This window comes from Serratia sp. BNK-10, from assembly GCF_047456065.1.
GTDB lineage: Bacteria > Pseudomonadota > Gammaproteobacteria > Enterobacterales > Enterobacteriaceae > Serratia > Serratia ureilytica.
Window position 1 is genome coordinate 1,375,955 of the sequence record NZ_CP179894.1, and the last position, 19,524, is coordinate 1,395,478.

Genomic DNA, 19,524 nt, shown 5'->3' on the forward strand with positions numbered 1-19,524 from the left:
TTTTTTCATTTAATCTCCTTCGATTATATGATTATAGGATCAAGCGCGGGAGGTTTCACTGGGGGCCAATGTCATTCTAAAAGTTGGCTTTATTACAATGAACATGGTGGAATAATAATGTCTGAAGTTAAAACGATACCCTATGTTTCGGTAGTTATGCCAGTTTTTAATGCCGAGATTTATATTTTTGATGTCATTGATAAAGTCAGAAAGCAAACGCTGAAAGAACTCGAGATTATTATCGTTGACGATAATTCTACGGATGGTACCAAGGCGATCCTGGAGCGTATTGCCGCCGAGGATGACAGGGTTATATTGCTTTCCGGCATTGAAGGTGGTGGGGCCGGTGCTGCACGCAATGTTGGTTTAAGCCATGCCCGAGGTGAGTTTGTTGTTTTCCTCGATGATGATGATTTCGTTGATGAAAACCTGATGGAAAAAGCCTATTCAATGGCGAAATCGCATGATGCCGATGTTGTCATTTATAGAAGCCAGTTTTATAACGTTCAGCAGGATAAGCATCTGTCGATTCCCTGGTCGATACGCACAGATCTGCTGCCACAAAAAAACGTGTTCTCTTCCATTGAGATCGAGAGGGATTTTTTCAACGCTTTTATTTGGTGGCCTTGGGACAAAATGTTGAAGCGTGAGAGGATATTAGCTGAAAATTTGCAATTTCAGCAAATAAGAACCTCAAACGATCTCTATTTTATTTGTGCGTTCGTTTTGTTATCTGAAAGAATATGTATTCTTGATGATGTATTAATTGATCACACGGTTTCCAGAGAGACATCTCTGTCTAATACCCGCGAAAAGTCCTACCACTGTGCAATTGATGCGTTGGAAGCATTGAGATCCTTAATGGTTGAGAGAGGGATCTATGATGGACGAAAAACCGATTTTATCAACTATTCGGCTTCATTTCTCGAGTGGCATTTAAATACCTTGTACGGTAAGGCTTATTTCACATTATATGATGATGTCAGAAGTTATCTGAATAAGCTCGGTGCTAAGTTCGAGGATTTTTACGAAGAAAGAACACAAGTTTTTTTCGACAGTCTTTATCGTTTGTCAGCGGATGAGTACCTCTTTTATTTAAGCCGACGTTTGCAGAATGAAAACGATGAGTTGGTTTCTGCTAATTATGATCTCTCTTCTGCCAATCGTGAGGCCGAGTCGTCTTATCAGATGTTGTCTACCTCTTACCAAGATGTTTGCGCCGAGTTCAAACGAAAAGAGGAAGCGGAACAGAAGCTACATGCTGAACAGCAAGCTATGGAGGCTAAGCTGAGTGCTCTGGAGGCTCGACTCAGAGCCCATGAAGGGGTGATTCTCGAGAAAGGCCACCAATTGAGAGCCGCTGAAAGCGAGATAGAGTCGCTTACGCATCAACTCAGAGAGTGCGAAATGCGCAATCGTGAGATAGTAAATTCTTGGCCATGGCGGCTGATGGCCCTGTTCCGGCCTTCGCGCAAAAACGGAAAAAATTAAGAATCACGTAGTGGGGGCTGGGCTTTGATTCTCTTCTGCTGCTGTTTTCGATGCTTGTGAACAAATAAAAAGCCGCCGAGGTTAACGCCCGGCGGCTTTTTTATTGCGCGTGATTTAATGTCACGCTTTTTTCTGATGCCGCTCGCGCAGCCGGCCGATCACCGCGCTCAGATCCAAATCCTGATCCTGCAGCAGCACCAGCAGGTGATAGATCAGATCCGAGGCCTCGTTGGTCAACTCTTCGCGATCGTTGACCGTGGCGGCCAGCGCGGTTTCCACGCCTTCTTCCCCGACCTTCTGCGCGATGCGTTTGGTGCCGCTGGCGTACAGGCTGGCGGTGTATGAGCTGTCCGGGCTGGCATGCTTGCGCTCCGCCAACAGCTGTTCCAGCTGATAGAGGAACGTCCAGTCGCTGGCGGCCGGGTGGAAGCAGCTGCTGTTGCCCAGGTGGCAGGTCGGGCCGATCGGGTTGGCCAATACCAGCAGCGTGTCGTTATCGCAGTCCGGCGTGATGCTGACCACCTTGAGGAAGTGGCCGGAACTTTCGCCTTTGGTCCACAGGCGCTGCTTGGTGCGCGAAAAGAAGGTGACATTGCCGCTCTGCTCGGTGGTCGCCAGCGCTTCCGGCGTCATGTAACCCAGCATCAGCACTTCGCCGGAAACGGCGTGTTGCACGATGGCCGGCATCAGGCCGTCGGTTTTCTCCCAGTCCAGCTGGTTTCTCTGTTGTTCTGTCAGCACACGCGAATCTCCACGCCTTGTTCGACCAGGAACCTTTTCAGTTCGCCGATATTGATGATTTGTTTGTGGAACACCGATGCCGCCAGAGCGCCGTCGACGTCCGCATCGCGGAACGCTTCCAGGAAGTGCTCCATCGTGCCCGCGCCGCCGGAGGCGATCAGCGGCACCTTGCAGACCTCGCGCACCTGGCGCAGTTGCTGCAGATCGTAACCGTTGCGCACGCCGTCCTGGTTCATCATGTTCAGCACGATCTCACCGGCGCCGCGGCGCTGCACTTCCTGCACCCAGTCGAGGGTTTCCCACTGGGTGACGCGGGTGCGGCTCTCGTCGCCGGTATATTGATTGACGTGATACTTGCCGGTTTCACTGTCGAACCAGGTATCGATGCCCACCACGATGCACTGCACGCCAAAGCGATCCGCCAGGCGGCTAATCAGATCGGGATCGGCCAGCGCCGGTGAGTTGATGGAGATTTTGTCGGCGCCGAAAGACAGGATCTGGCTGGCATCCTCGGCGCTTTTAATGCCGCCGGCGACGCAGAACGGAATATCAATCACCTCCGCCACGCGCGACACCCAGCTTTTGTCCACCACTCGGCCGTCGCTCGAGGCGGTGATATCGTAAAACACCAGCTCGTCCGCGCCTTCTTGCGCATAGCGCTGCGCCAGCGGCACGATGTCGCCGATGATTTCGTGGTTGCGGAACTGCACGCCTTTCACCACTTGCCCGTCTTTAACATCCAGACACGGGATTATCCGTTTTGCCAGCATGCAATCGCCTCCTCAACGCTAAATTTACCTTCCAGCAGGGCGCGCCCGACGATCACGCCGGCAACGCCGCTGCCGCGCAACTGGGCGATGTCGTCCAGATTGCCGATGCCGCCTGAGGCCTGGAAGGCCACTTGCGGATAGCGGCGGCTGATCGCCTGATACAGCGCCACGTTGGAACCGGCCAGCGTGCCGTCGCGCGAAATGTCGGTGCACAGCACGTGTTTCAGCCCGTAGGGCAGGAACTGCTCTACCACCTGTTCAAGCGTGGCGTCGGAATCCTCCTGCCAGCCGCTGATGGCCACGCGCTTCACGCCCTGCGCGTCGATGCGCACATCCAACGCCAGTACCAGCGCGTCGGCGCCATAGCGTTCGAACCAGCTTTGCACCAACTGCGGCTGTTTCACCGCGGTGGAGCCGATCACCACGCGCGTGGCGCCGGCCTCCAGCAGGGCGCTGACGTCTTGCTCGTTGCGGATGCCGCCGCCGGCCTGCACCGGCACGTTAACCCCCGCCAGCAGCTTGCGCAGCAGCGGGATCTGGCGCGCGGCCGGATCTTTGGCGCCGGTCAGATCGACCAGGTGCAGCACCTGGGCGCCCTGTTGTTGATAGTCCTGCAGGCGCAGCAGCGGATCGTTGCCGTAGTCGCGCTGTTGGCCGTAATCGCCCTGATGCAAACGCACCACGTTGCCGTCGATCAAATCCAAAGCCGGAATAATCATGCTGCCTACATCTCCAGAAAGTTTTTCAACAGTTGCGCGCCGGCCGCTCCAGATCGTTCTGGATGAAACTGTACGCCGAAGAAGTTGTCTTTTTGCACGGCGGCGGTGAAGGGCCCGCCGTAGTTCGCCTGAGCGATGGTGCTGGGGCATATCGGCATCGCATAGCTGTGAACGAAATAGAAGTAGGCGCCGTCATCGATGCCGCGGAACAGATGGTGGCCCGCCTGCGCGGATACCTGGTTCCAACCCATGTGCGGCAGCGGCAGGCCGAAGTCGGTCATCTGCTTTACCGGCGTATCGATGAGGCCGAGCGTCGTTATGCCGCCGTTCTCTTCGCTGCTGGCCGCCAGCAGCTGCATACCGAGGCAGATGCCCAGCACCGGCTGAGTGCAGGCCCTGATCAGTTCGATCAGATCGCGTTCGCGCAGCTGATCCATCGCCGCCTGCGCGGTGCCGACGCCCGGCAGGAACAGCTTGTCGGCGCGCAGCACGATCTCCGGATCGCGGCTCACTTCCGGCTGATAGCCCAGGCGCCGCACCGCATAGGTGACGGAGGCCAGGTTGGCGCAGCCGGTATCCAAAATCACCACGTTCATCACAGCACTCCTTTCGAGCTCGGCAGGGTATTGCCCTCGACGCGGATCGCCTGGCGCAGCGTGCGGCCAAACACTTTGAACAGGCTTTCGACCCGGTGGTGGTCGTTTTTGCCTTTGGTCTTCAGGTGCAGCGTGCAACCCATGGTGTAGGAGAGCGAGCGGAAGAAGTGCTCGACCATTTCGGTGCTGAGATCGCCGACGCGCTGATAGTTGAACTCGGCCTTGTACTCCAGGTGCGGGCGGCCGGAGATATCCAGCGCGCAGCGCGCCAGACACTCGTCCATCGGCAGCACGAAGCCGAAGCGGGCAATGCCGCGCTTGTCGCCCAGCGCCTTGTTCAACGCTTCGCCCAGCGCCAGGCCGGTGTCCTCTACGGTGTGGTGATCGTCGATATACAGGTCGCCTTTGACGTCGATCTCCATGCGGAAGCCGCCGTGGGTGGCGATCTGATCCAGCATGTGGTCGAAGAAGCCGACGCCGGTTTTGATTTTGCTGCCGCCTTCGCGATCCAGCCAGACGTTGACATCGATCTGCGTCTCTTTGGTCACGCGGTTAACCCGCGCATGACGGTCGCGCAGGGTCAGCTGGCGCACGATCTCTTTCCAACCCAGCACGCCGCGCTGGTAGCGCAGCCCCTGAATGCCCATGTTTTCTGCCAGCTGCACGTCGGTCGGCCGATCGCCGATCACGTAGCTGTGGGCGGTATCGAGCACGCCGGGTTCGAGATAACCCTTCACCAGCGCGGTCTTCGGCTTGCGGCAGTCGCAGTTGTCCGCCGGCAGGTGCGGGCAGATCAACACATCGGCGAACTGAATGCCCTGCGAGCTGAGGATCTGCATCATCAGGTTGTGCGGCGGATCGAAGGTTTCCTGCGGGAAACTGGCGGTGCCGAGCCCATCCTGATTGGTGATCATCACCAGCTGATACCCCGCCTGTTGCAGCGCCAGCAGGGAAGGGATCACGTCTGGCTCGAGCGCCAGCTTGTCCAGGCGGTCAACCTGGAAATCTTCCGGTGGCTCGGCGATCAGCGTGCCGTCACGATCGATAAAGAGGATTTTTTGGCTCACATTGGCTCCTGGCGAGTCTGGTTGGCGCCGGGCAGGGCGGACAAGGCGTCCACCACGCGTTGACATTCGTCGCGGGTGCCTATGGTGATGCGCAGGCAGCCGGACAACCCGGGCTGTTTGTTTTGGTCTCGTAAGATAATGCCCTGATCCCACAAGCTTTTAAACACATTACTTGAGGCGGTGAAGCGGGCCAGCAGGTAATTGCTGTCGCTGGCGAAAACCTGCTCGACGCAGGCGCATTTCTCCAGCTGTTGCTGCAGCCAGCTGCGGGTGGCGGCGATGTCGGTGACGCGCTGACGCATGGTGCGGATGCCTTCTTCGCTCAGCGCCTGCGCGGCGATATCTGCCACCGGCGTCGAGAGCGGGTAAGGCGCGATCACCTTCAGCAGCAGGGCGATCAGATCTTCGTTGGCGAGCGTAAAGCCGCAGCGCAGGCCGGCCAGCGCAAAGGCCTTCGACAGCGTGCGCAGAATAGCCAGGTGCGGATAGTCGCTCAGCCACCCGGCCACCGAGGCCTGCGGGCAAAACTCGATATAGGCTTCGTCCACCGCGACGATCGCTCTGCCTTTGGCCAGCTCCAGCAGGCTACGCAGAGAGTCCGGGTCAATCAGGTTACCGGTCGGGTTGTTCGGGCTGCAGACGTAGATCATTTTCACGTTGTCCAGGCTGTCCGCGATGGCCGGCAGATCCAACTGCCAGTCCTCTTTGGCGGCTACGGTGCGGCGCTCCACGCCAAAGGTTTCGGCGCTGACGGCGTACATGCCGTAGGTCGGCGGGCAGAACAGAATGGTGTCTTTGCCTGGCTCGCAGAAGGCGCGGATCAGCAGCTCGATGCCTTCATCGGCGCCGCGGCTGACCAGCACCTGCTCTTTCTTGACCCCGGCATAGGCGGCGTAGCGTTCGATCACCTGCGCCGGCTGGCACTCCGGATAGCGGTTGAAGGTTTGCGCGGTCAGCTGGAATTCCGGGGCGATCGGGTATTCGTTGGCGTTCAGCCATACGTCGCCCTTGCCGCCGAGGCGGCGCGCCGATTGATAAGGGGTCAGCTCGCGAACGTTGGCGCGCGCCAGTTTTTCGATGCTCATGCTTGCTCCTTCAGGGCGGCGACGCGCAGGGTCACGGCGTTCTTGTGGGCGATCAGCTGCTCGGCGGCAGCCAGCGTCTCGATGGTGGCGGCCAGGTTGCTGAAGCCCTGCGGCGTCAGCTCCTGCACCGTCATGCGTTTTTGGAAATCGGCCAGCCCAAGGCTTGAGCAGGTAGCGGTGTAGCCGTAGGTCGGCAGCACGTGGTTGGTGCCGGAGGCGTAATCGCCGGCGGACTCCGGCGACCAGTCGCCTAGGAACACCGAACCGGCGCTGGTGATGCCGTCCACCAGATCGCGCGCATTGCGGGTCTGAATGATCAGGTGCTCCGGGCCGTAACGGTTGCTGATGGCCACGCACTCCGGCAGATCGCGCGCCACGATCAGGCGGCTGCTCGCCAGCGCCTGACGGGCGGTCTCAGCACGCGGCAGCTCGGCCAGCTGGCTTTCCACCGCGTCGGCCACCGCCTGCGCCATCGCCGCGTCCGGCGTCAGCAGGATCACCTGCGAATCCGGGCCGTGCTCGGCCTGCGACAGCAGATCGGAAGCGACAAATGCCGGGGTGGCGCCGGCGTCGGCGATCACCAGCACTTCCGAAGGACCGGCCGGCATGTCGATGGCCGCGCCGTCAAGGCGCTGGCTGACCTGCCGCTTGGCTTCGGTCACGAAGGCGTTGCCCGGCCCGAAGATCTTCGCTACGCGCGGCACGCTTTCGGTGCCGAACGCCAGGGCGGCGATCGCCTGCGCGCCCCCGACCTGAAACACTTCCTGCACGCCGCACAGCTGCGCCGCATACAGGATCTCATCGGCGATCGGCGGCGGCGAGCACAGCACTACCCGGCGGCAGCCGGCGATGCGCGCCGGCGTCGCCAGCATCAGCACGGTGGAGAACAGCGGCGCCGATCCGCCGGGAATATACAGGCCCACCGAGTCGATTGGGCGGGTCACCTGCTGGCAGCGCACGCCCGGTTGCGTTTCGACGTCCACCGGCGGCAGTCGCTGCGCGTTGTGGAAGGTTTCCACGTTGGCGACGGCCACCGCCATCGCCTGTTTGATGTCGTCGCCCAACCGCGCGGCGGCGGCGGCGATCTGCTCGGCGCTGACGCGCAGCGCCGAGACTTCCGCCTTGTCGAAACGGGCGCTGTAGTCGCGCAACGCCCGATCGCCGTTGGCCTTCACGTTGTCGAGGATCTCGTTGACCGTGCGGGTGATGCTGTCAGAAGCGGCGATCGCCGGACGCATCAGCAGCTCGGCCTGGCGTTCGGCGCTGCACGTCGCCCAATCGATCGGCGTGTTGAAGGTCGACATGGCGTTACTCCATCATCTTTTCAATCGGCAGCACCAGAATCGAGCTGGCGCCGAGCGCTTTCAGTTTTTCCATGGTTTCCCAGAACAGGGTTTCGCTGCTGACCATGTGCATCGCCACGCGGTTCTGCGCGCCGGCCAGCGGCAGAATGGTCGGGCGTTCGGCGCCCGGCAGCAGCGCGACGATCTCGTCCAGCTTCTCGCTCGGCGCGTGCAGCATGATGTATTTGGATTCGCGCGCCTGGATCACGCCCTGAATGCGGGTCATCAGGCGGTCAATCAGCTGCTGTTTGGCTTCAGGCATTTCGCCGTCGCGCTGGATCAGGCAAGCTTTGGAGCGGTAGATCACTTCCACTTCGCGCAGGCCGTTGGCCTCCAGCGTGGCGCCGGTAGAGACCAGATCGCAGATGGCGTCGGCCAGGCCGGCGCGCGGCGCCACTTCCACCGAGCCGTTCAGCAGGCAAGATTTGAAGCGCACGCCCTGTTTGTCGAGGTATTGCTTCAGCAGGTGCGGGTAAGAGGTGGCGATGCGGGCGTCCTGCAGGCTTTGCGGGCCGGCGTATTCGGCGTCGAGCGGGGTGGCCAGCGACAGGCGGCAGCCGCCGAAATCGAGGCGGCGCAGGGTGAAGTAGCGCGGGTCTTCACCCTGTGCGCGGCGGCTGAGCAGCTCTTCTTCCAGCACGTTCTCGCCGATGATGCCGAGATCGACCACGCCGTCCATCACCAGACCCGGAATGTCGTCGTCGCGCACGCGCAGGATATCGATCGGCATGTTTTCGGCGAAGGCGATCAGACGCTGCTGCTGCAGGTTAATCTTGATGCCGCAGCGCGCCAGCAGTTCCTGGGATTCATCGCTCAGGCGGCCCGACTTCTGCATTGCGATCCGTAAACGTGTCTTGTCCAGCATGGTAACCTCTGTTTAATCTGTAATTTTATGAATTTATTGTAAAAACTATTCTTTCTTTCTGTCCGGAGCCAAAAAAAAACCCTCGGAAGAAATCTTCCGAGGGCTCTCTCTTGCGTTCTGCGCGCCACTGGAAGATTAACAAACCGTCTTCCAGCACACATCGCCTGAAAGACTAGTCAGGGTGATGGTGATGATGGTGGTTGAACTGAACGCGTGTCATGGTGTTTTCTCTCAGCAAAAGTCGGTAAAAAACCGTATGGCAATTAAGCTAAACTATCCGCTGTCCGCCGTGCAACTCTTTTTTATCGTCATAAATTTAATTTATTGAAACAGGTTGAGTTATTAGCCACACGCGGCTTTACCTAACCTTAAGCCGGTCAGATTGTATCGCCGCGCGCAGTGGCGTAGCCTTAAGGGCAGGGCGCTGCGATCTTCAGGAGAGGAAGAGGATGAAAAAGGTAGCCATTATTGGTCTGGGTTGGTTGGGCATGCCGCTGGCGTTGTCGCTGATGGGCCGCGGGTACGACGTGGTCGGCAGCAAAACCACGCCGGACGGCGTCGAGGCCGCGCGGATGAGCGGCATCGAATGTTATCAGTTGGAGCTGACGCCGGAATTGATCTGCGATCCGGACGATCTGGCGTCGTTGCTGCGCGTGGATGCGCTGGTGGTCACGCTGCCCGCGCGCCGCACCGTCGAAGGCAGCGAGAACTATTTCAATGCGGTGCGCATGCTGGTGGACAGCGCAATGGCTTTCGGCGTGCCGCGGGTGATCTTCACCAGTTCCACTTCGGTGTATGGCGAAACCGCCGGCACGCTGCGCGAAGAGTCGCCGCTGCGGCCGGTCTCGCCGTCCGGCCGGGTATTGGCCGAGCTGGAGCGCTGGCTGCACGAACTGCCGAATACCTCGGTGGACATTCTGCGTCTGGCGGGGCTGGTGGGCGCCGATCGCCACCCAGGCCGCTTCCTGGCGGGAAAGCTCGATGTGAAGGGGGGCTCGCAGGGGGTGAATCTGGTGCACCAGGACGACGTCATCGCCGCCATCCAACTGCTGCTCAAGCTGCCCAAGGGCGGCCACGTGTACAACCTGTGCGCGCCGCGTCATCCGGCCAAGCGCGATTTCTATCCGGCCCTGGCCGAGCAGTTGCACCTGGAGCCGCCGCAGTTTGCCGACGAAGCGGAACAGGATGAGCGGCTGGTGGACGGCAACCGCATCTGCAACGAGCTGGGTTTTGAATACCAGTATCCCGATCCGGCGCGCATGCCGGTCAGTTAAGACGGTATATGTCGTTTAAAGCGGGAAAAGGTGGCTCGTCACAAAGTCGACGAATAACCTGATTTTGACTGACAGGTGGCGGCCCGACGGCCAGAGGACATGAAAAACCATGTTCTCGCGGTTGTAGTCATCCAAAACCGTTACCAGGCTGCCCTGTTCCAGCTGTCTGCGCACGGCGATCTCCGGCAGATAAGCGATGCCCAGCCCTTGTTCCGCGAAGCACACCTGCGGATCGAGGGTATTTGTCACCATGCTGGCCGGCCGTTCGGGGATCATCTCCGTCTTGTCTCCCAGCGGCCAGACATCCAGTTTGCCGGTGCTGGGAAAGCGATAATGCAAACGAGCATGGCTTGTCAGATCCTCGGGCTTGCGCGGCATACCCACTTTGCTGAAATAACCCGGCGCGCCAACGAAAACCTTGCGGCAGGTACCCAGCCGGCGGGCAACCAGCCGTGAGTCGCTCGGGGTTCCGCTGCGGATAACGGCATCGAAACCTTCCTCAATCACGTCAACCAGCCGATCCGAATAATCAATATCCAGCTCGATCTCAGGATAGCGGCGCTTGAAGTCCCCCAGTTTTGGCATGAAAAGCGTGCCCAGCGACGGGAGACTGATGCGCAGCTTGCCCTGAGGCGTTCCCCGCGTTTGCAAGAGCTCGGCTTCCGCCTCTTTCACCTCACTCAAAATTCGTCGACACCTTTCCAGAAACAAGGCCCCTTCAGGCGTCAGGTTGACCGTGCGGGTAGAACGGTGAAACAGGCGCACGCTGAGCCGTTCCTCCAGCCGGGCAATGGTTTTGCTGACCGCCGAGGCGGAGATCCCCAGCTGTTGCCCGGCCGCCGTAAAACTACGGCTTTCACTGACCCGGACGAAAACGTCGAGAGAACCCAAGCTTTCCATAGGCTTCCATTTTATTGATGACTTTTGAGTCATGAGTGTTGTTCACTTTAGCCTATTTTTCTTTTATCGGCGAGTGGGCAGCATGATGCAACCGTCATCCGCGATGGGCGGAAACACCTTTGAATGGGGAGTGATTGATGAATCAAACGACGATATCTGCGCGTGCCGGGAGCATCGAGCGGTTGCCGCTGGGGGGCCTGTTGGCATTGGCAATGGCCGCTTTTATCACGCTGCTGACCGAGATCATGCCGGCGGGCGTGCTGTCTTCGATCGCGGGCGATTTGAACGTATCTGAAAGCCTGGCGGGGCAGTTCATCACCGCCTATGCGGTGGGCGCGTTGGTCGCCGCTATTCCGCTCACCGCATTGACGCAAGGCATGCGGCGCCGCCCCTTGCTCTTGAGCGCGATCTGCGGTTTTGCCATCGTTAACTTCGTCACGGCGCTGTCGAACGATTATCACGTCTCATTGGCGACGCGTTTCTTCGCCGGCGTTTTCGGCGGCATCGTTTGGTCTTTGCTGGCTGGTTATGCGGTGCGCATGTCACCGGCCCACCTTGGCGGCCGCGCTATTGCGATCTCCGGCGCCGGCGCCACTCTGGCGCTGGTGCTTGGCGTACCGCTCGGCACGTTGCTTGGCCGAGCCATCGGCTGGCAGGGCGCTTTTGGTCTGATGACGTTGATGGCGCTCGTGCTCGTGGCGTGGATCATCGCCATCGTGCCGGATTTCCCCGGTCAGGCTAAGGCGCATCGGCCGTCTCTGAGCGGCGTATTCTTGCAACGGGGGATCCGCGCCGTGCTATTCGTGGTGTTCACCTTTATCGTTGCCCATAACATTCTGTATATCTACCTGGAGCCTTTTCTCAAACCGTCGGGGTTGTCCGAACGGGTCGATATCGTTCTGTTTATCTTCGGGCTGGGCGCGATTGCCGGATTGGGCGTCGCCGGGATGCTGGTCGATCGGCGAGTCCAATCTCTTACGGTGATGAGTATCGTCATCTTTGCTCTCGCTGCCGTGCTGCTGGGGAGTGGGGGACGGATGATCCCGATGGTCTATCTCTCCGTCGCTTGTTGGGGCTTGGCTTTCGGCGGCTTTGCCACCCTCACGCAGACGGCGTTATCACGCCTTTCCGGCCGTGCGGCCGACGTTGCGCAGTCCATGTATACGACGGGCTGGAATACGGCCGTAGCCGCCGGTGGCGCGTTTGGCGGCATGTTGCTCGATAAGGGCGGGGCGCCCTCTTTCGCCTGGGCCATCATCGGATTACTCGTCCTGTCTTTAACCGGCACGCTGTTTGCCATGAATCGGGCGCTGGCCTCTCAGCGATGAGGTGATGGGCGTGCGGCGCGCGCCAAATCCTCCAACAGCGCGTTCAACGCCTCGTCGGGTTGGACGGGGCGGCTGACCAGGCTGAGCGTGGCGCGGTAAGAGAGCGCTGCGCCGCCCAACTGCCGCAGCAGCCCTTGCTCCACCCAGCGCGCCGCATAGTGGGTGGGCAGATAACCGAGACAGGTGCCGCTCAGCACCAGATGGGCGACGCTCTCCATGTGGTGGGCCACCGCGGCCAGATGCGGCGGGGCGATCGGGCACAGCTGGTGCGCCAGCAGGTAGCCGCGTTTGACCCAGCGCGCGTTTTCAATCTGCTCGCGCTCGGGTTCTTCCACCGCGAACAGCGGGTGATCCTCACTGCAATAGATCGCCTGCGTCTCCTCCAGCCACGGTTGATAACGCAACGCCTCCAACTGCTGGCCAAAGTAGCCGATGCCCAGATCGAGCTGCCGGTGCAGCAGCCCTTGTTCAATCTCGTTCGGTGAACAGATGCGGCACTGCAATTGCACGTCCTGGTGGCGCCGCTGAAAGTGCTTGATGGCCTGACTGAACGGGTTGCCCGGCAGTGAAACCAGGTTATCCACCAAACCAATTTGCAGATCGCCGGTCAGCAGGCCGTTCAGCGACTGGCTGACCCGGGTGAAGTCGCGGGCGGCGTTGAACAAGGAGCGGCAGGCGATCAGCATGCGTTCCCCTTTTGGCGTCAGCCGGAAGCCGGAGCGCCCGCGCTGGCACAGGCGAAAACCCAGTCGCGTTTCCAGCGAGGCCAGATGGGTGCTGATGGTGGATTGGTTCATCAGCAGCGTTTCCTGTGCGGCGCTGACGCCCTGGGCTTCCGCCACCGCGACGAACACCCGCAACAGCTTCAGATCGATATCGCTTAGGTTAGTGAGCATCGCCCCCTCCGCAGAACGTCGGCCGCTTAACCCATTTTTAACATCGAAGAAATAGGCGCGGCGCTGAAGATATGGCCTTTCTTATGGCATGAGATTGAAATAAAAATCAACGCTTCAATGGGTTAGTTACATCGTGTTTTTCGATGTTTACATGCAAAAGCGGGAATGGTAGCCGGTGCGGTCAACGGGGTAGTCTGCGAATGTTGCTTAAATGTTTCAATTTATCGCAAGCCCAAGACAAGGAAACGCCATGCTGAACCAACCCCAAAGCGGCAACGACATGCCGCGCTTTGCCGGTCTCCCCACCATGATGCGCCTGCCCGCCGCCGATCAGGCGCGTGGTCTGGACGCCGCCTTTGTCGGCATTCCTCTGGATATCGGCACCTCCAATCGCAGCGGCACCCGCTATGGCCCGCGCCAGATCCGCCAGGAGTCGGTGATGATCCGCCCCTACAACATGGGCACCGGCTCCGCCCCATTCGAACGGCTGCAGGTGGCCGATCTGGGGGACGTCGCCATTAACCCCTACAGCCTGGCGGACAGCGTACGGCGCATCGAGGCGGCTTACCGCGAGATCCTGGCGCACGGCTGCACGCCGTTGACGCTTGGTGGCGACCACACCCTGACGCTGCCGGTGCTGCGCGCCATCGCCCGCCGACATGGCCCGGTCGGGCTGATCCACGTCGATGCGCATTCCGACACCAACGAGGAGATGTTTGGCGAACAGCTGGCGCACGGCACCACCTTCCGCCGCGCGTTTGAGGAGGGGCTGCTGGCGCCGGAAAAAGTGGTGCAGATTGGTCTGCGCGGCAGCGGCTATGCGGCGGATGACTTCGATTGGTCACGGCGCCAGGGCTTTCGCGTGGTGCCGGCCGAAGCTTGCTGGCATCGGTCGCTGACGCCGCTGATGGCGGAGATCCGCGAGCAGATGGGCGATGCGCCGGTTTATCTCAGTTTCGATATCGACGGGCTGGATCCGGCCTTCGCGCCGGGCACCGGCACGCCGGAGGTCGGCGGACTGTCGGTTTGGCAAGGGCTGGAGATCGTGCGCGGCTGCCGTGGGCTGAACCTGATTGGCGGCGACGTGGTGGAGGTGTCGCCGCCTTACGATCGCTCCGGCAATACGGCGCTGCTGGCGGCCAACCTGCTGTTTGAAATGCTGTGCGTGCTGCCGGCCCGCTGAGGCCGGCGTACTGACCCTGCCGGCGGAGCGGTTGCGTCGGGCCCCCTGATAACAATAACAACGGAGTGGAGGTACCCATGAATCTCGATCTGCTGGTTGTGGTGATTTACTTTTTGGTGATAGGCGCGGTGGGGTGGATGGGCATTCGCCGCGCCAACTCCAAAGAGGCGTATCTGGTGGCCGGGCGCAACCTGGGGCCGGGGCTGTATCTGGGCACGCTGTCGGCGGTGGTGCTCGGCGGTGCGTCGACCATCGGCAGCGTCAAGCTCGGCTACACCTACGGCATCTCCGGCGTCTGGCTGTGCGGCGCGCTCGGGCTGGGCATTGTGGTGCTGAGTCTGGTGCTGGCCAAACCGCTGCTCAAACTGAAGCTGTATACCGTCAGCCAGGTGCTGTCGCGGCGGTATCACCCGGCGGCGCGGGTCACCAGCGGCGCGATCATGCTGGCGTATGACCTGATGGTGGCGGTGACCTCGATCATCGCCATCGGCAGCGTGATGCAGGTGATGTTCGACCTGTCGTTCAGCGCGTCTATCCTGCTCGGCGGCGGGCTGGTGGTGCTGTATTCGACGCTGGGGGGCATGTGGTCGCTGACGCTGACCGACATCATTCAGTTCATCATCATGACCGTCGGCATGATGCTGGTGCTGATGCCGATGAGCATCGTCAAGGCCGGCGGCTGGGAGGCGTTCACCAGCCTGCTGCCCGCCGGTTACTACCAGCTGTCGTCGATCGGGCTGGATACTATTCTGGTATTTTTCCTGATCTACTTCTTCGGCATTTTGATCGGTCAGGACATCTGGCAGCGGGTGTTCACCGCCCGTAGCGCCAATGTGGCGCGCTTCGCCGGGCTGGGGGCGGGCGTCTATTGCGTGCTGTACGGCGTGACCGGCGCGCTGATCGGCATGGCCGGCAAGATCGTGCTGCCGTCGCTCAGTAATACCGACGGCGCCTTCGCCGCCATCGCGCAGGCGGTGTTGCCGGTCGGCGTCAGCGGGCTGGTGGCTGCGGCGGCCCTGGCGGCGCTGATGTCCACCGCCAGCGCCTGCCTGCTGGCCTCTTCGACCATCGCGCTGGAGGACGTGTTGCCGGCCATCCGGCGCAAACCTTCCGGCGGGCTGGCCGCCGGGCGCTTCACCACGCTTTTCATGGGCGCGGTCATGCTGGGGCTGGCGTTTGTGGTGCGCGACGTGTTGGCGGCGCTAACGCTGGCTTACAACCTGTTGGTGGGCGGCATGCTGATCCCGTTGGTGGGGGCTATCTTCTGGCCGCGCGCCACCAGCGCCGGCGCCATCGCCAGCATGCTGACCGGCAGCCTGTGCGTGGTGGGGCTGATGATCTGGCACGGCATCGACGCCAACAGCCCGATCTACGGCGGTCTGCTGGGCGGCGGCGTCGCCTTCGTGCTGGGCAGCTTGCTGAGCCGCCCGGCGCCGCAGTTGCAGACCCAAACCGAGCGTTGAAACGACGAGGTGGGACATGAACAATCGCAATGTGGCGCCACGCCCAAAAATTGAAGTGCGCTCGATAGACTATGTGCCCCGTCACGAGCGGCATGGCAAGGTTTGGCATCAGGCGCCGTTTTGGTTCACCGGTAATTTCGTTTTGACGACGATGGTGGTCGGTTTCACCGGCCCGGCGTTGGGGTTGGGCGCGCTTTATTCAATGCTGGCCATTGTCGTCGGCGTGGGGTTCGGCACGTTCTTCATGGCGTGTCATGCCAATCAGGGGCCGCGCATGGGGCTGCCACAGATGATCCAGTCGCGGGCCCAATTCGGCCTGCGTGGCGCCATCGTTCCCTTTGCCGCCGTGGTGTTTGTTTACATCGGTTTCAACGTGTTCAACGTTATTCTCGCGACCGATGCGATCAACACGGTATTGCCGGGTCACCGTCCGCCTTGGTATGCGTTGCTGATCGCGGTGGCCGTGCTGTTGGCGATCGTCGGCCACGATATGCTGCATGCGGTGCAGCGCTGGCTGACCTATGTGATGATGGCGGTGTTCGGCGTGCTGACGGTCGGTGCCGTGCTGTCGCTGCGGATGGACGCTGTCGTCGGCGCCGGGCATTTTTCGTGGGCGGCTTTTTTGATTCAGCTGTCGGCGGCCGCCGGCTACCAGATCAGCTACGCGGTGTATGTCTCCGACTACTCGCGCTATTTGCCGCATGAAACGCCGTCGGCCAACGTGATCTTTTGGACTTATCTGGGGGCGGCCGGATCGGCGCTTTGGCTGATGTCGCTGGGCGCGTTTCTGGCCTCAGCCTTACCGGCTCCCGATGCGATCGGCAGCGTACAGGCGGTGGGGAATGGCATCTATCCGGGGTTCGGCACGCTGGCTGTGCTTATCGCCGTGCCTTCGCTGGTCGGTATCATGGCGGTCAACTGTTATGGCGCAATGCTGACCAGCCTCAGCGCGATTGACGCGTTCCGTAAAGTGACGCCAACGTTGAAATTACGCATGGCCGGCATCGGCGTCGTCGCTCTGACGGTGTTCGCGGTGGCGTTGGCTATCCCGGCGAGCTATCTCGCCAGCTTCAATACCTTCGTGCTGCTGATGCTGTATTTCCTGGTGCCCTGGACGGCGGTGAATCTGATGGACTTTTACGTGGTGCGCGGCGGGCATTACGCGATCGGTGAAATCTTCAACCCGGCGGGGATCTACGGCCGTTGGGGCGGCTCCGGTCTGACGGCCTACGCGATCGGCCTGCTGGCGATGGTGCCGTTCATGACGTTGGGCTTTTACACCGGCCCCTTTGCTGTTTTACTGGGCGGCGCGGATATCGCTTTTCTGATCGGCTTGCTGGTGGCCGGGAGCGTTTATGTCGTCATGTGCCGAAAGCTCGATCTCGAAGCCGAACGGCGGGTGGCGTTGCGCTGCGAGGGATTATTGGAAGGAGAACGGGAGTGAAGGAAAAAATCAGCGTCGCATGCTGCCAGTTGGCGCTGCGGGTAGGGGAAGCGGAGCACAATCGGGCGCTGTCCGCCCAGGCGATCCGCCGGGCGGCGCAGCGCGGTGCCAACGTCATCGTGTTGCCGGAATTGGTGAACAGCGGCTACGTGCTGCGCGATAAGGCGGAGGCGCTGGCGTTGGCCGAGGCCGAAGACGGCCCTAGCCTCAGCCTGTGGTGTGCCCTGGCGCGCGAGTTGGATGTGGCGATCGTCGCCGGTTTTTGCGAGCGCCTGCCCGAGGGTGAGGTGGCCAACAGCGCGGCATTGATCGATGCGCAGGGAGTGAGGGCGATTTATCGCAAAGCGCACCTGTGGCATGGAGAGAGTTCGATCTTTACCGCCGGCGATCGGCCGCCGCCGGTCGTCGAGACGCGCTTTGGCCGGTTGGCGGTGATGATCTGTTACGACCTCGAGTTTCCGGAGTGGGTGCGCTTGCCTGCGTTGGCCGGTGCTCAGCTGCTGTGCGCGCCGGTCAACTGGCCGCTGGCGCCGCGCCCGCAGGGCGAACGGCCGGCGGAGATGGTGAAGGCCCAGGCCAACGCCGCCGTCAATCGGCTGTTCATCGCGGTGTGCGATCGTTGCGAAACGGAGCGCGGAGTTGCGTGGATCGGCGGTTCGGTGATCGTCGACGCCGACGGCTATCCGTTGACGCAGAGCCTGACAGGCGAAGGCATGGTGCTGGCATCGATGGATATCGGCGCGGCCGATGACAAGCACATCGGCCGCCACAATCACGTGCATCGCGATCGGCGGCCGATGCTGTATTGAAGCGGCGGGGCGGCCGGTGATCCCAGCCGCCCCGCGATCGTTTTCGTCGGCGGGAAAAGCGCCGTTCTGGCGCTTACAGCCAGCCCGATTTCTTCAGTTTCTGATACAGGAAAATGCAGCCGACGGCGGTCACTCCCAGCGTGGCGTGATAGGCCCACGGGAACTTCAGTTCCGGCATGTCGGCGAAGTTCATCCCGTACAGGCTGAAGACCACCGTCGGGATGGCCAAGATTGCCCCCCAACCCGCCAGCCGTTTCACCACTTCGTTTTGTTTGACCGTCACCAGCGCCAGGTTGACGTGCATGGCGTTGGTCAGCATTTCGCGCATGTCGTCGATATTGCTGACCACCTGATGGGCGTGATCTTGCACGTCGCGCACGTAGGCGCGCAGCTCTTTCGGGATCACCTCTTCGTGCAGGCGGATCAGCTGGTTGCAGATTTCATCCATCGGCAGCGCGGCGTTGCGCAGCGCCAGCAGATGGCGGCGCAGGGTATAGACGTTCTCGATCGCCGCCTGATCGAATTCAGACTGAAACATGTTGGCTTCAATGTTCTCGATGGTGCTCTCGAAGCGCGCCACCACGCTGCGGTAGTTATCCACCACGAAGTCCAACACTGAATAGAGGGCGAAGCCCGGCCCGCGGCACATCTGCTTGTGGTTCTCTTCCGCCTTGGCGCGGATCGGCGCGTAACTGGGCGAAGCGCCGTGGCGCACCGTCACCAGAAAGTTTTTGCCGACGAAGAAGTGGGTTTCGCCATATTCGATTTCGTCGTGCTCGCCCCACTGCGCGGTTTTCACCACGATGAACAGCGAGTCGCCGTAGGTCTCCAGCTTCGGCCGCTGGTGCGCGCACAGCGCGTCTTCGATCGCCAAATCGTGCAGCCCGAACTCCTCCTGCACCTTGCGCATAAACGCCGGCTCCGGCTGCCTTAATCCCAGCCAGATGAAGGTGTCGGGCTGTTTGACCACCTCGCTGATATCGTCGATGGTCACTTCGCCCAGCCGTTGGCCGGCTTTGTACGCCACACAGTTCACCACCATGCTTTTGCTGTCCATCCGTCCATCCATTAATCAGTCAGCGTTTTGGTAAGTAAATAACACTCATGTTCTACCGGATACTCTTTCAGCGTCATTTGCAGCTGATAGCCGAGCTTTTCGTAGAACGGCCGCGCCTGAAAGCTGAAGGTGTCGAGGCGGGCGTAGCGGCAGCCGCGCGCCTGCGCCTCGTGCTCGGCGGCGCGCATCAGCCGGCCGCCGAGGCCGCTGCCGCGCTGGGTATCCGCCACCCATAGCCACTCGACGCTCAGCCAGTTGCCCCAGGTTTCGGCGGTCAGGCCGCCGATCACCGCGCCGGCTTCGTCGCGCGCATAGACGCTGAGCGGCTTGCGGTGGCTGGCGTCGATATGCGGCAGGTTGTAAGCGCGCAGGCCTTGCCTGATCGCATCGAGGGTTTGTTCGTCGATCGCGTCGGTAACGGTAATGTCCATTTTTCCTCCTGGGTAATGGATTAACTTAAGCACATGGCGGCTAAAAGGCAACCCGTTGAAAT

20 protein-coding genes and 1 other annotated feature are annotated in these 19,524 nt (G+C 60.8%); of the genes, 7 read left to right on the forward strand and 13 right to left on the reverse strand.

Translation table 11 applies throughout. The features are described 5' to 3' along the window. The first annotated feature begins 117 nt into the window (after positions 1-117). Positions 118-1,491 carry a glycosyltransferase family 2 protein gene (locus tag ACMGG9_RS06655; RefSeq protein ID WP_050440114.1) on the forward strand — a complete coding sequence of 458 codons (1,374 nt, stop codon included), beginning with the start codon at positions 118-120 and terminating at the stop codon, positions 1,489-1,491. Positions 1,492-1,611: 120 nt separating this feature from the next. Here the strand turns inward: ACMGG9_RS06655 and hisIE are convergent, their stop codons facing one another. The 9 genes from hisIE to hisL all read right to left on the reverse strand — a co-directional run bounded on the left by hisIE (position 1,612) and on the right by hisL (position 8,897). After that, complete coding sequence (hisIE, locus tag ACMGG9_RS06660) at positions 1,612-2,232, reverse strand: bifunctional phosphoribosyl-AMP cyclohydrolase/phosphoribosyl-ATP diphosphatase HisIE (protein ID WP_015377251.1); 621 nt, start codon at positions 2,230-2,232, stop codon at positions 1,612-1,614. Continuing rightward, entirely contained in the window at positions 2,226-3,002 is a 777-nt protein-coding gene (gene hisF, locus ACMGG9_RS06665) for an imidazole glycerol phosphate synthase subunit HisF (RefSeq protein WP_015377252.1), read from the reverse strand. The genes hisIE and hisF overlap by 7 nt, the downstream gene beginning before the upstream one ends. Next, entirely contained in the window at positions 2,984-3,721 is a 738-nt protein-coding gene (gene hisA, locus ACMGG9_RS06670; protein ID WP_213587280.1) for a 1-(5-phosphoribosyl)-5-[(5-phosphoribosylamino)methylideneamino]imidazole-4-carboxamide isomerase, read from the reverse strand. Before hisA ends, hisF begins: the two co-directional genes overlap by 19 nt. A 5-nt stretch (positions 3,722-3,726) precedes the next feature. Continuing rightward, the gene (hisH, locus tag ACMGG9_RS06675; RefSeq protein ID WP_414161995.1) at positions 3,727-4,317 is read right to left on the reverse strand and encodes an imidazole glycerol phosphate synthase subunit HisH; all 591 of its coding nucleotides are present in this window, start codon (positions 4,315-4,317) and stop codon (positions 3,727-3,729) included. Further along, the gene (gene hisB, locus ACMGG9_RS06680; protein ID WP_015377254.1) at positions 4,317-5,384 is read right to left on the reverse strand and encodes a bifunctional histidinol-phosphatase/imidazoleglycerol-phosphate dehydratase HisB; all 1,068 of its coding nucleotides are present in this window, start codon (positions 5,382-5,384) and stop codon (positions 4,317-4,319) included. Before hisB ends, hisH begins: the two co-directional genes overlap by 1 nt. Then, positions 5,381-6,469 carry a histidinol-phosphate transaminase gene (gene hisC / locus ACMGG9_RS06685; protein ID WP_414161996.1) on the reverse strand — a complete coding sequence of 363 codons (1,089 nt, stop codon included), beginning with the start codon at positions 6,467-6,469 and terminating at the stop codon, positions 5,381-5,383. Before hisC ends, hisB begins: the two co-directional genes overlap by 4 nt. Then, on the reverse strand, positions 6,466-7,773 hold the full coding sequence (gene hisD, locus ACMGG9_RS06690) for a histidinol dehydrogenase (protein WP_414161997.1): 1,308 nt from the start codon (positions 7,771-7,773) through the stop codon (positions 6,466-6,468). Before hisD ends, hisC begins: the two co-directional genes overlap by 4 nt. A 4-nt stretch (positions 7,774-7,777) precedes the next feature. Then, complete coding sequence (hisG, locus tag ACMGG9_RS06695; protein WP_015377256.1) at positions 7,778-8,677, reverse strand: ATP phosphoribosyltransferase; 900 nt, start codon at positions 8,675-8,677, stop codon at positions 7,778-7,780. Positions 8,678-8,747: 70 nt separating this feature from the next. Further along, positions 8,748-8,874, reverse strand: a sequence feature (His leader region). Then, positions 8,850-8,897, reverse strand: coding sequence for a his operon leader peptide (hisL, locus tag ACMGG9_RS06700; RefSeq protein WP_100396937.1), 48 nt, complete (start codon positions 8,895-8,897; stop codon positions 8,850-8,852). It overlaps the preceding feature by 25 nt. Positions 8,898-9,126: 229 nt before the next feature. On the opposite strand from hisL, the gene ACMGG9_RS06705 reads away from it, so the two are divergent. Next, a complete protein-coding gene (locus tag ACMGG9_RS06705) occupies positions 9,127-9,951 on the forward strand; it encodes an SDR family oxidoreductase (RefSeq protein WP_033642487.1) in 825 nt (274 codons plus the stop codon). 15 nt (positions 9,952-9,966) lie between these two features. Here the strand turns inward: ACMGG9_RS06705 and ACMGG9_RS06710 are convergent, their stop codons facing one another. Then, positions 9,967-10,851, reverse strand: a complete 885-nt coding sequence (locus ACMGG9_RS06710; RefSeq protein WP_089180716.1) for a LysR family transcriptional regulator — start codon at positions 10,849-10,851, stop codon at positions 9,967-9,969. A gap of 137 nt (positions 10,852-10,988) precedes the next feature. Between ACMGG9_RS06710 and ACMGG9_RS06715 the strand changes: the two genes are divergently transcribed. After that, positions 10,989-12,179 carry an MFS transporter gene (locus tag ACMGG9_RS06715; protein ID WP_414161998.1) on the forward strand — a complete coding sequence of 397 codons (1,191 nt, stop codon included), beginning with the start codon at positions 10,989-10,991 and terminating at the stop codon, positions 12,177-12,179. Here the strand turns inward: ACMGG9_RS06715 and ACMGG9_RS06720 are convergent. Further along, complete coding sequence (locus ACMGG9_RS06720) at positions 12,170-13,075, reverse strand: LysR family transcriptional regulator (protein ID WP_342173850.1); 906 nt, start codon at positions 13,073-13,075, stop codon at positions 12,170-12,172. The genes ACMGG9_RS06715 and ACMGG9_RS06720 overlap by 10 nt on opposite strands. Before the next feature lie 250 nt (positions 13,076-13,325). Here ACMGG9_RS06720 and speB point away from each other — a divergent pair, with 250 nt between their 5' ends. The 4 genes from speB to ACMGG9_RS06740 all read left to right on the forward strand — a co-directional run bounded on the left by speB (position 13,326) and on the right by ACMGG9_RS06740 (position 17,974). Then, positions 13,326-14,258: an agmatinase gene (gene speB, locus ACMGG9_RS06725; RefSeq protein ID WP_033642489.1), complete on the forward strand. Its 933-nt coding sequence runs from the start codon at positions 13,326-13,328 to the stop codon at positions 14,256-14,258. A gap of 77 nt (positions 14,259-14,335) precedes the next feature. Further along, positions 14,336-15,721 (forward strand): sodium:solute symporter, encoded by a 1,386-nt coding sequence (locus tag ACMGG9_RS06730; protein WP_033650631.1) that lies wholly within the window; start codon positions 14,336-14,338, stop codon positions 15,719-15,721. 16 nt (positions 15,722-15,737) lie between these two features. Continuing rightward, on the forward strand, positions 15,738-17,165 hold the full coding sequence (locus ACMGG9_RS06735; RefSeq protein ID WP_089196830.1) for a purine-cytosine permease family protein: 1,428 nt from the start codon (positions 15,738-15,740) through the stop codon (positions 17,163-17,165). Next, positions 17,162-17,974, forward strand: coding sequence for a nitrilase-related carbon-nitrogen hydrolase (locus tag ACMGG9_RS06740; protein ID WP_033650634.1), 813 nt, complete (start codon positions 17,162-17,164; stop codon positions 17,972-17,974). Before ACMGG9_RS06735 ends, ACMGG9_RS06740 begins: the two co-directional genes overlap by 4 nt. A 73-nt stretch (positions 17,975-18,047) precedes the next feature. Here ACMGG9_RS06740 and ACMGG9_RS06745 read toward each other — a convergent pair whose 3' ends face one another. Together ACMGG9_RS06745 and ACMGG9_RS06750 are read right to left on the reverse strand one after the other, a co-directional pair. Next, the gene (locus ACMGG9_RS06745; protein WP_033642493.1) at positions 18,048-19,031 is read right to left on the reverse strand and encodes a magnesium and cobalt transport protein CorA; all 984 of its coding nucleotides are present in this window, start codon (positions 19,029-19,031) and stop codon (positions 18,048-18,050) included. Positions 19,032-19,042: 11 nt separating this feature from the next. After that, positions 19,043-19,462, reverse strand: a complete 420-nt coding sequence (locus ACMGG9_RS06750) for a GNAT family N-acetyltransferase (RefSeq protein WP_033642494.1) — start codon at positions 19,460-19,462, stop codon at positions 19,043-19,045. Positions 19,463-19,524: the final 62 nt, after the last annotated feature.

Bases quoted from the DNA above. Each gene is read 5' to 3' on its own strand.
- ACMGG9_RS06705 (WP_033642487.1), top strand. From the start codon at position 9,127: ATGAAAAAGGTAGCCATTATTGGTCTGGGTTGGTTGGGCATGCCGCTG.
- hisG (WP_015377256.1), bottom strand. From the start codon at position 8,677: ATGCTGGACAAGACACGTTTACGGATCGCAATGCAGAAGTCGGGCCGC.
- hisC (WP_414161996.1), bottom strand. From the start codon at position 6,469: ATGAGCATCGAAAAACTGGCGCGCGCCAACGTTCGCGAGCTGACCCCT.
- ACMGG9_RS06735 (WP_089196830.1), top strand. From the start codon at position 15,738: ATGAACAATCGCAATGTGGCGCCACGCCCAAAAATTGAAGTGCGCTCG.
- ACMGG9_RS06655 (WP_050440114.1), top strand. From the start codon at position 118: ATGTCTGAAGTTAAAACGATACCCTATGTTTCGGTAGTTATGCCAGTT.
- ACMGG9_RS06715 (WP_414161998.1), top strand. From the start codon at position 10,989: ATGAATCAAACGACGATATCTGCGCGTGCCGGGAGCATCGAGCGGTTG.
- ACMGG9_RS06720 (WP_342173850.1), bottom strand. From the start codon at position 13,075: ATGCTCACTAACCTAAGCGATATCGATCTGAAGCTGTTGCGGGTGTTC.
- hisD (WP_414161997.1), bottom strand. From the start codon at position 7,773: ATGTCGACCTTCAACACGCCGATCGATTGGGCGACGTGCAGCGCCGAA.
- ACMGG9_RS06750 (WP_033642494.1), bottom strand. From the start codon at position 19,462: ATGGACATTACCGTTACCGACGCGATCGACGAACAAACCCTCGATGCG.
- ACMGG9_RS06745 (WP_033642493.1), bottom strand. From the start codon at position 19,031: ATGGACAGCAAAAGCATGGTGGTGAACTGTGTGGCGTACAAAGCCGGC.
- hisF (WP_015377252.1), bottom strand. From the start codon at position 3,002: ATGCTGGCAAAACGGATAATCCCGTGTCTGGATGTTAAAGACGGGCAA.
- hisH (WP_414161995.1), bottom strand. From the start codon at position 4,317: ATGAACGTGGTGATTTTGGATACCGGCTGCGCCAACCTGGCCTCCGTC.
- speB (WP_033642489.1), top strand. From the start codon at position 13,326: ATGCTGAACCAACCCCAAAGCGGCAACGACATGCCGCGCTTTGCCGGT.
- ACMGG9_RS06710 (WP_089180716.1), bottom strand. From the start codon at position 10,851: ATGGAAAGCTTGGGTTCTCTCGACGTTTTCGTCCGGGTCAGTGAAAGC.
- hisA (WP_213587280.1), bottom strand. From the start codon at position 3,721: ATGATTATTCCGGCTTTGGATTTGATCGACGGCAACGTGGTGCGTTTG.
- ACMGG9_RS06730 (WP_033650631.1), top strand. From the start codon at position 14,336: ATGAATCTCGATCTGCTGGTTGTGGTGATTTACTTTTTGGTGATAGGC.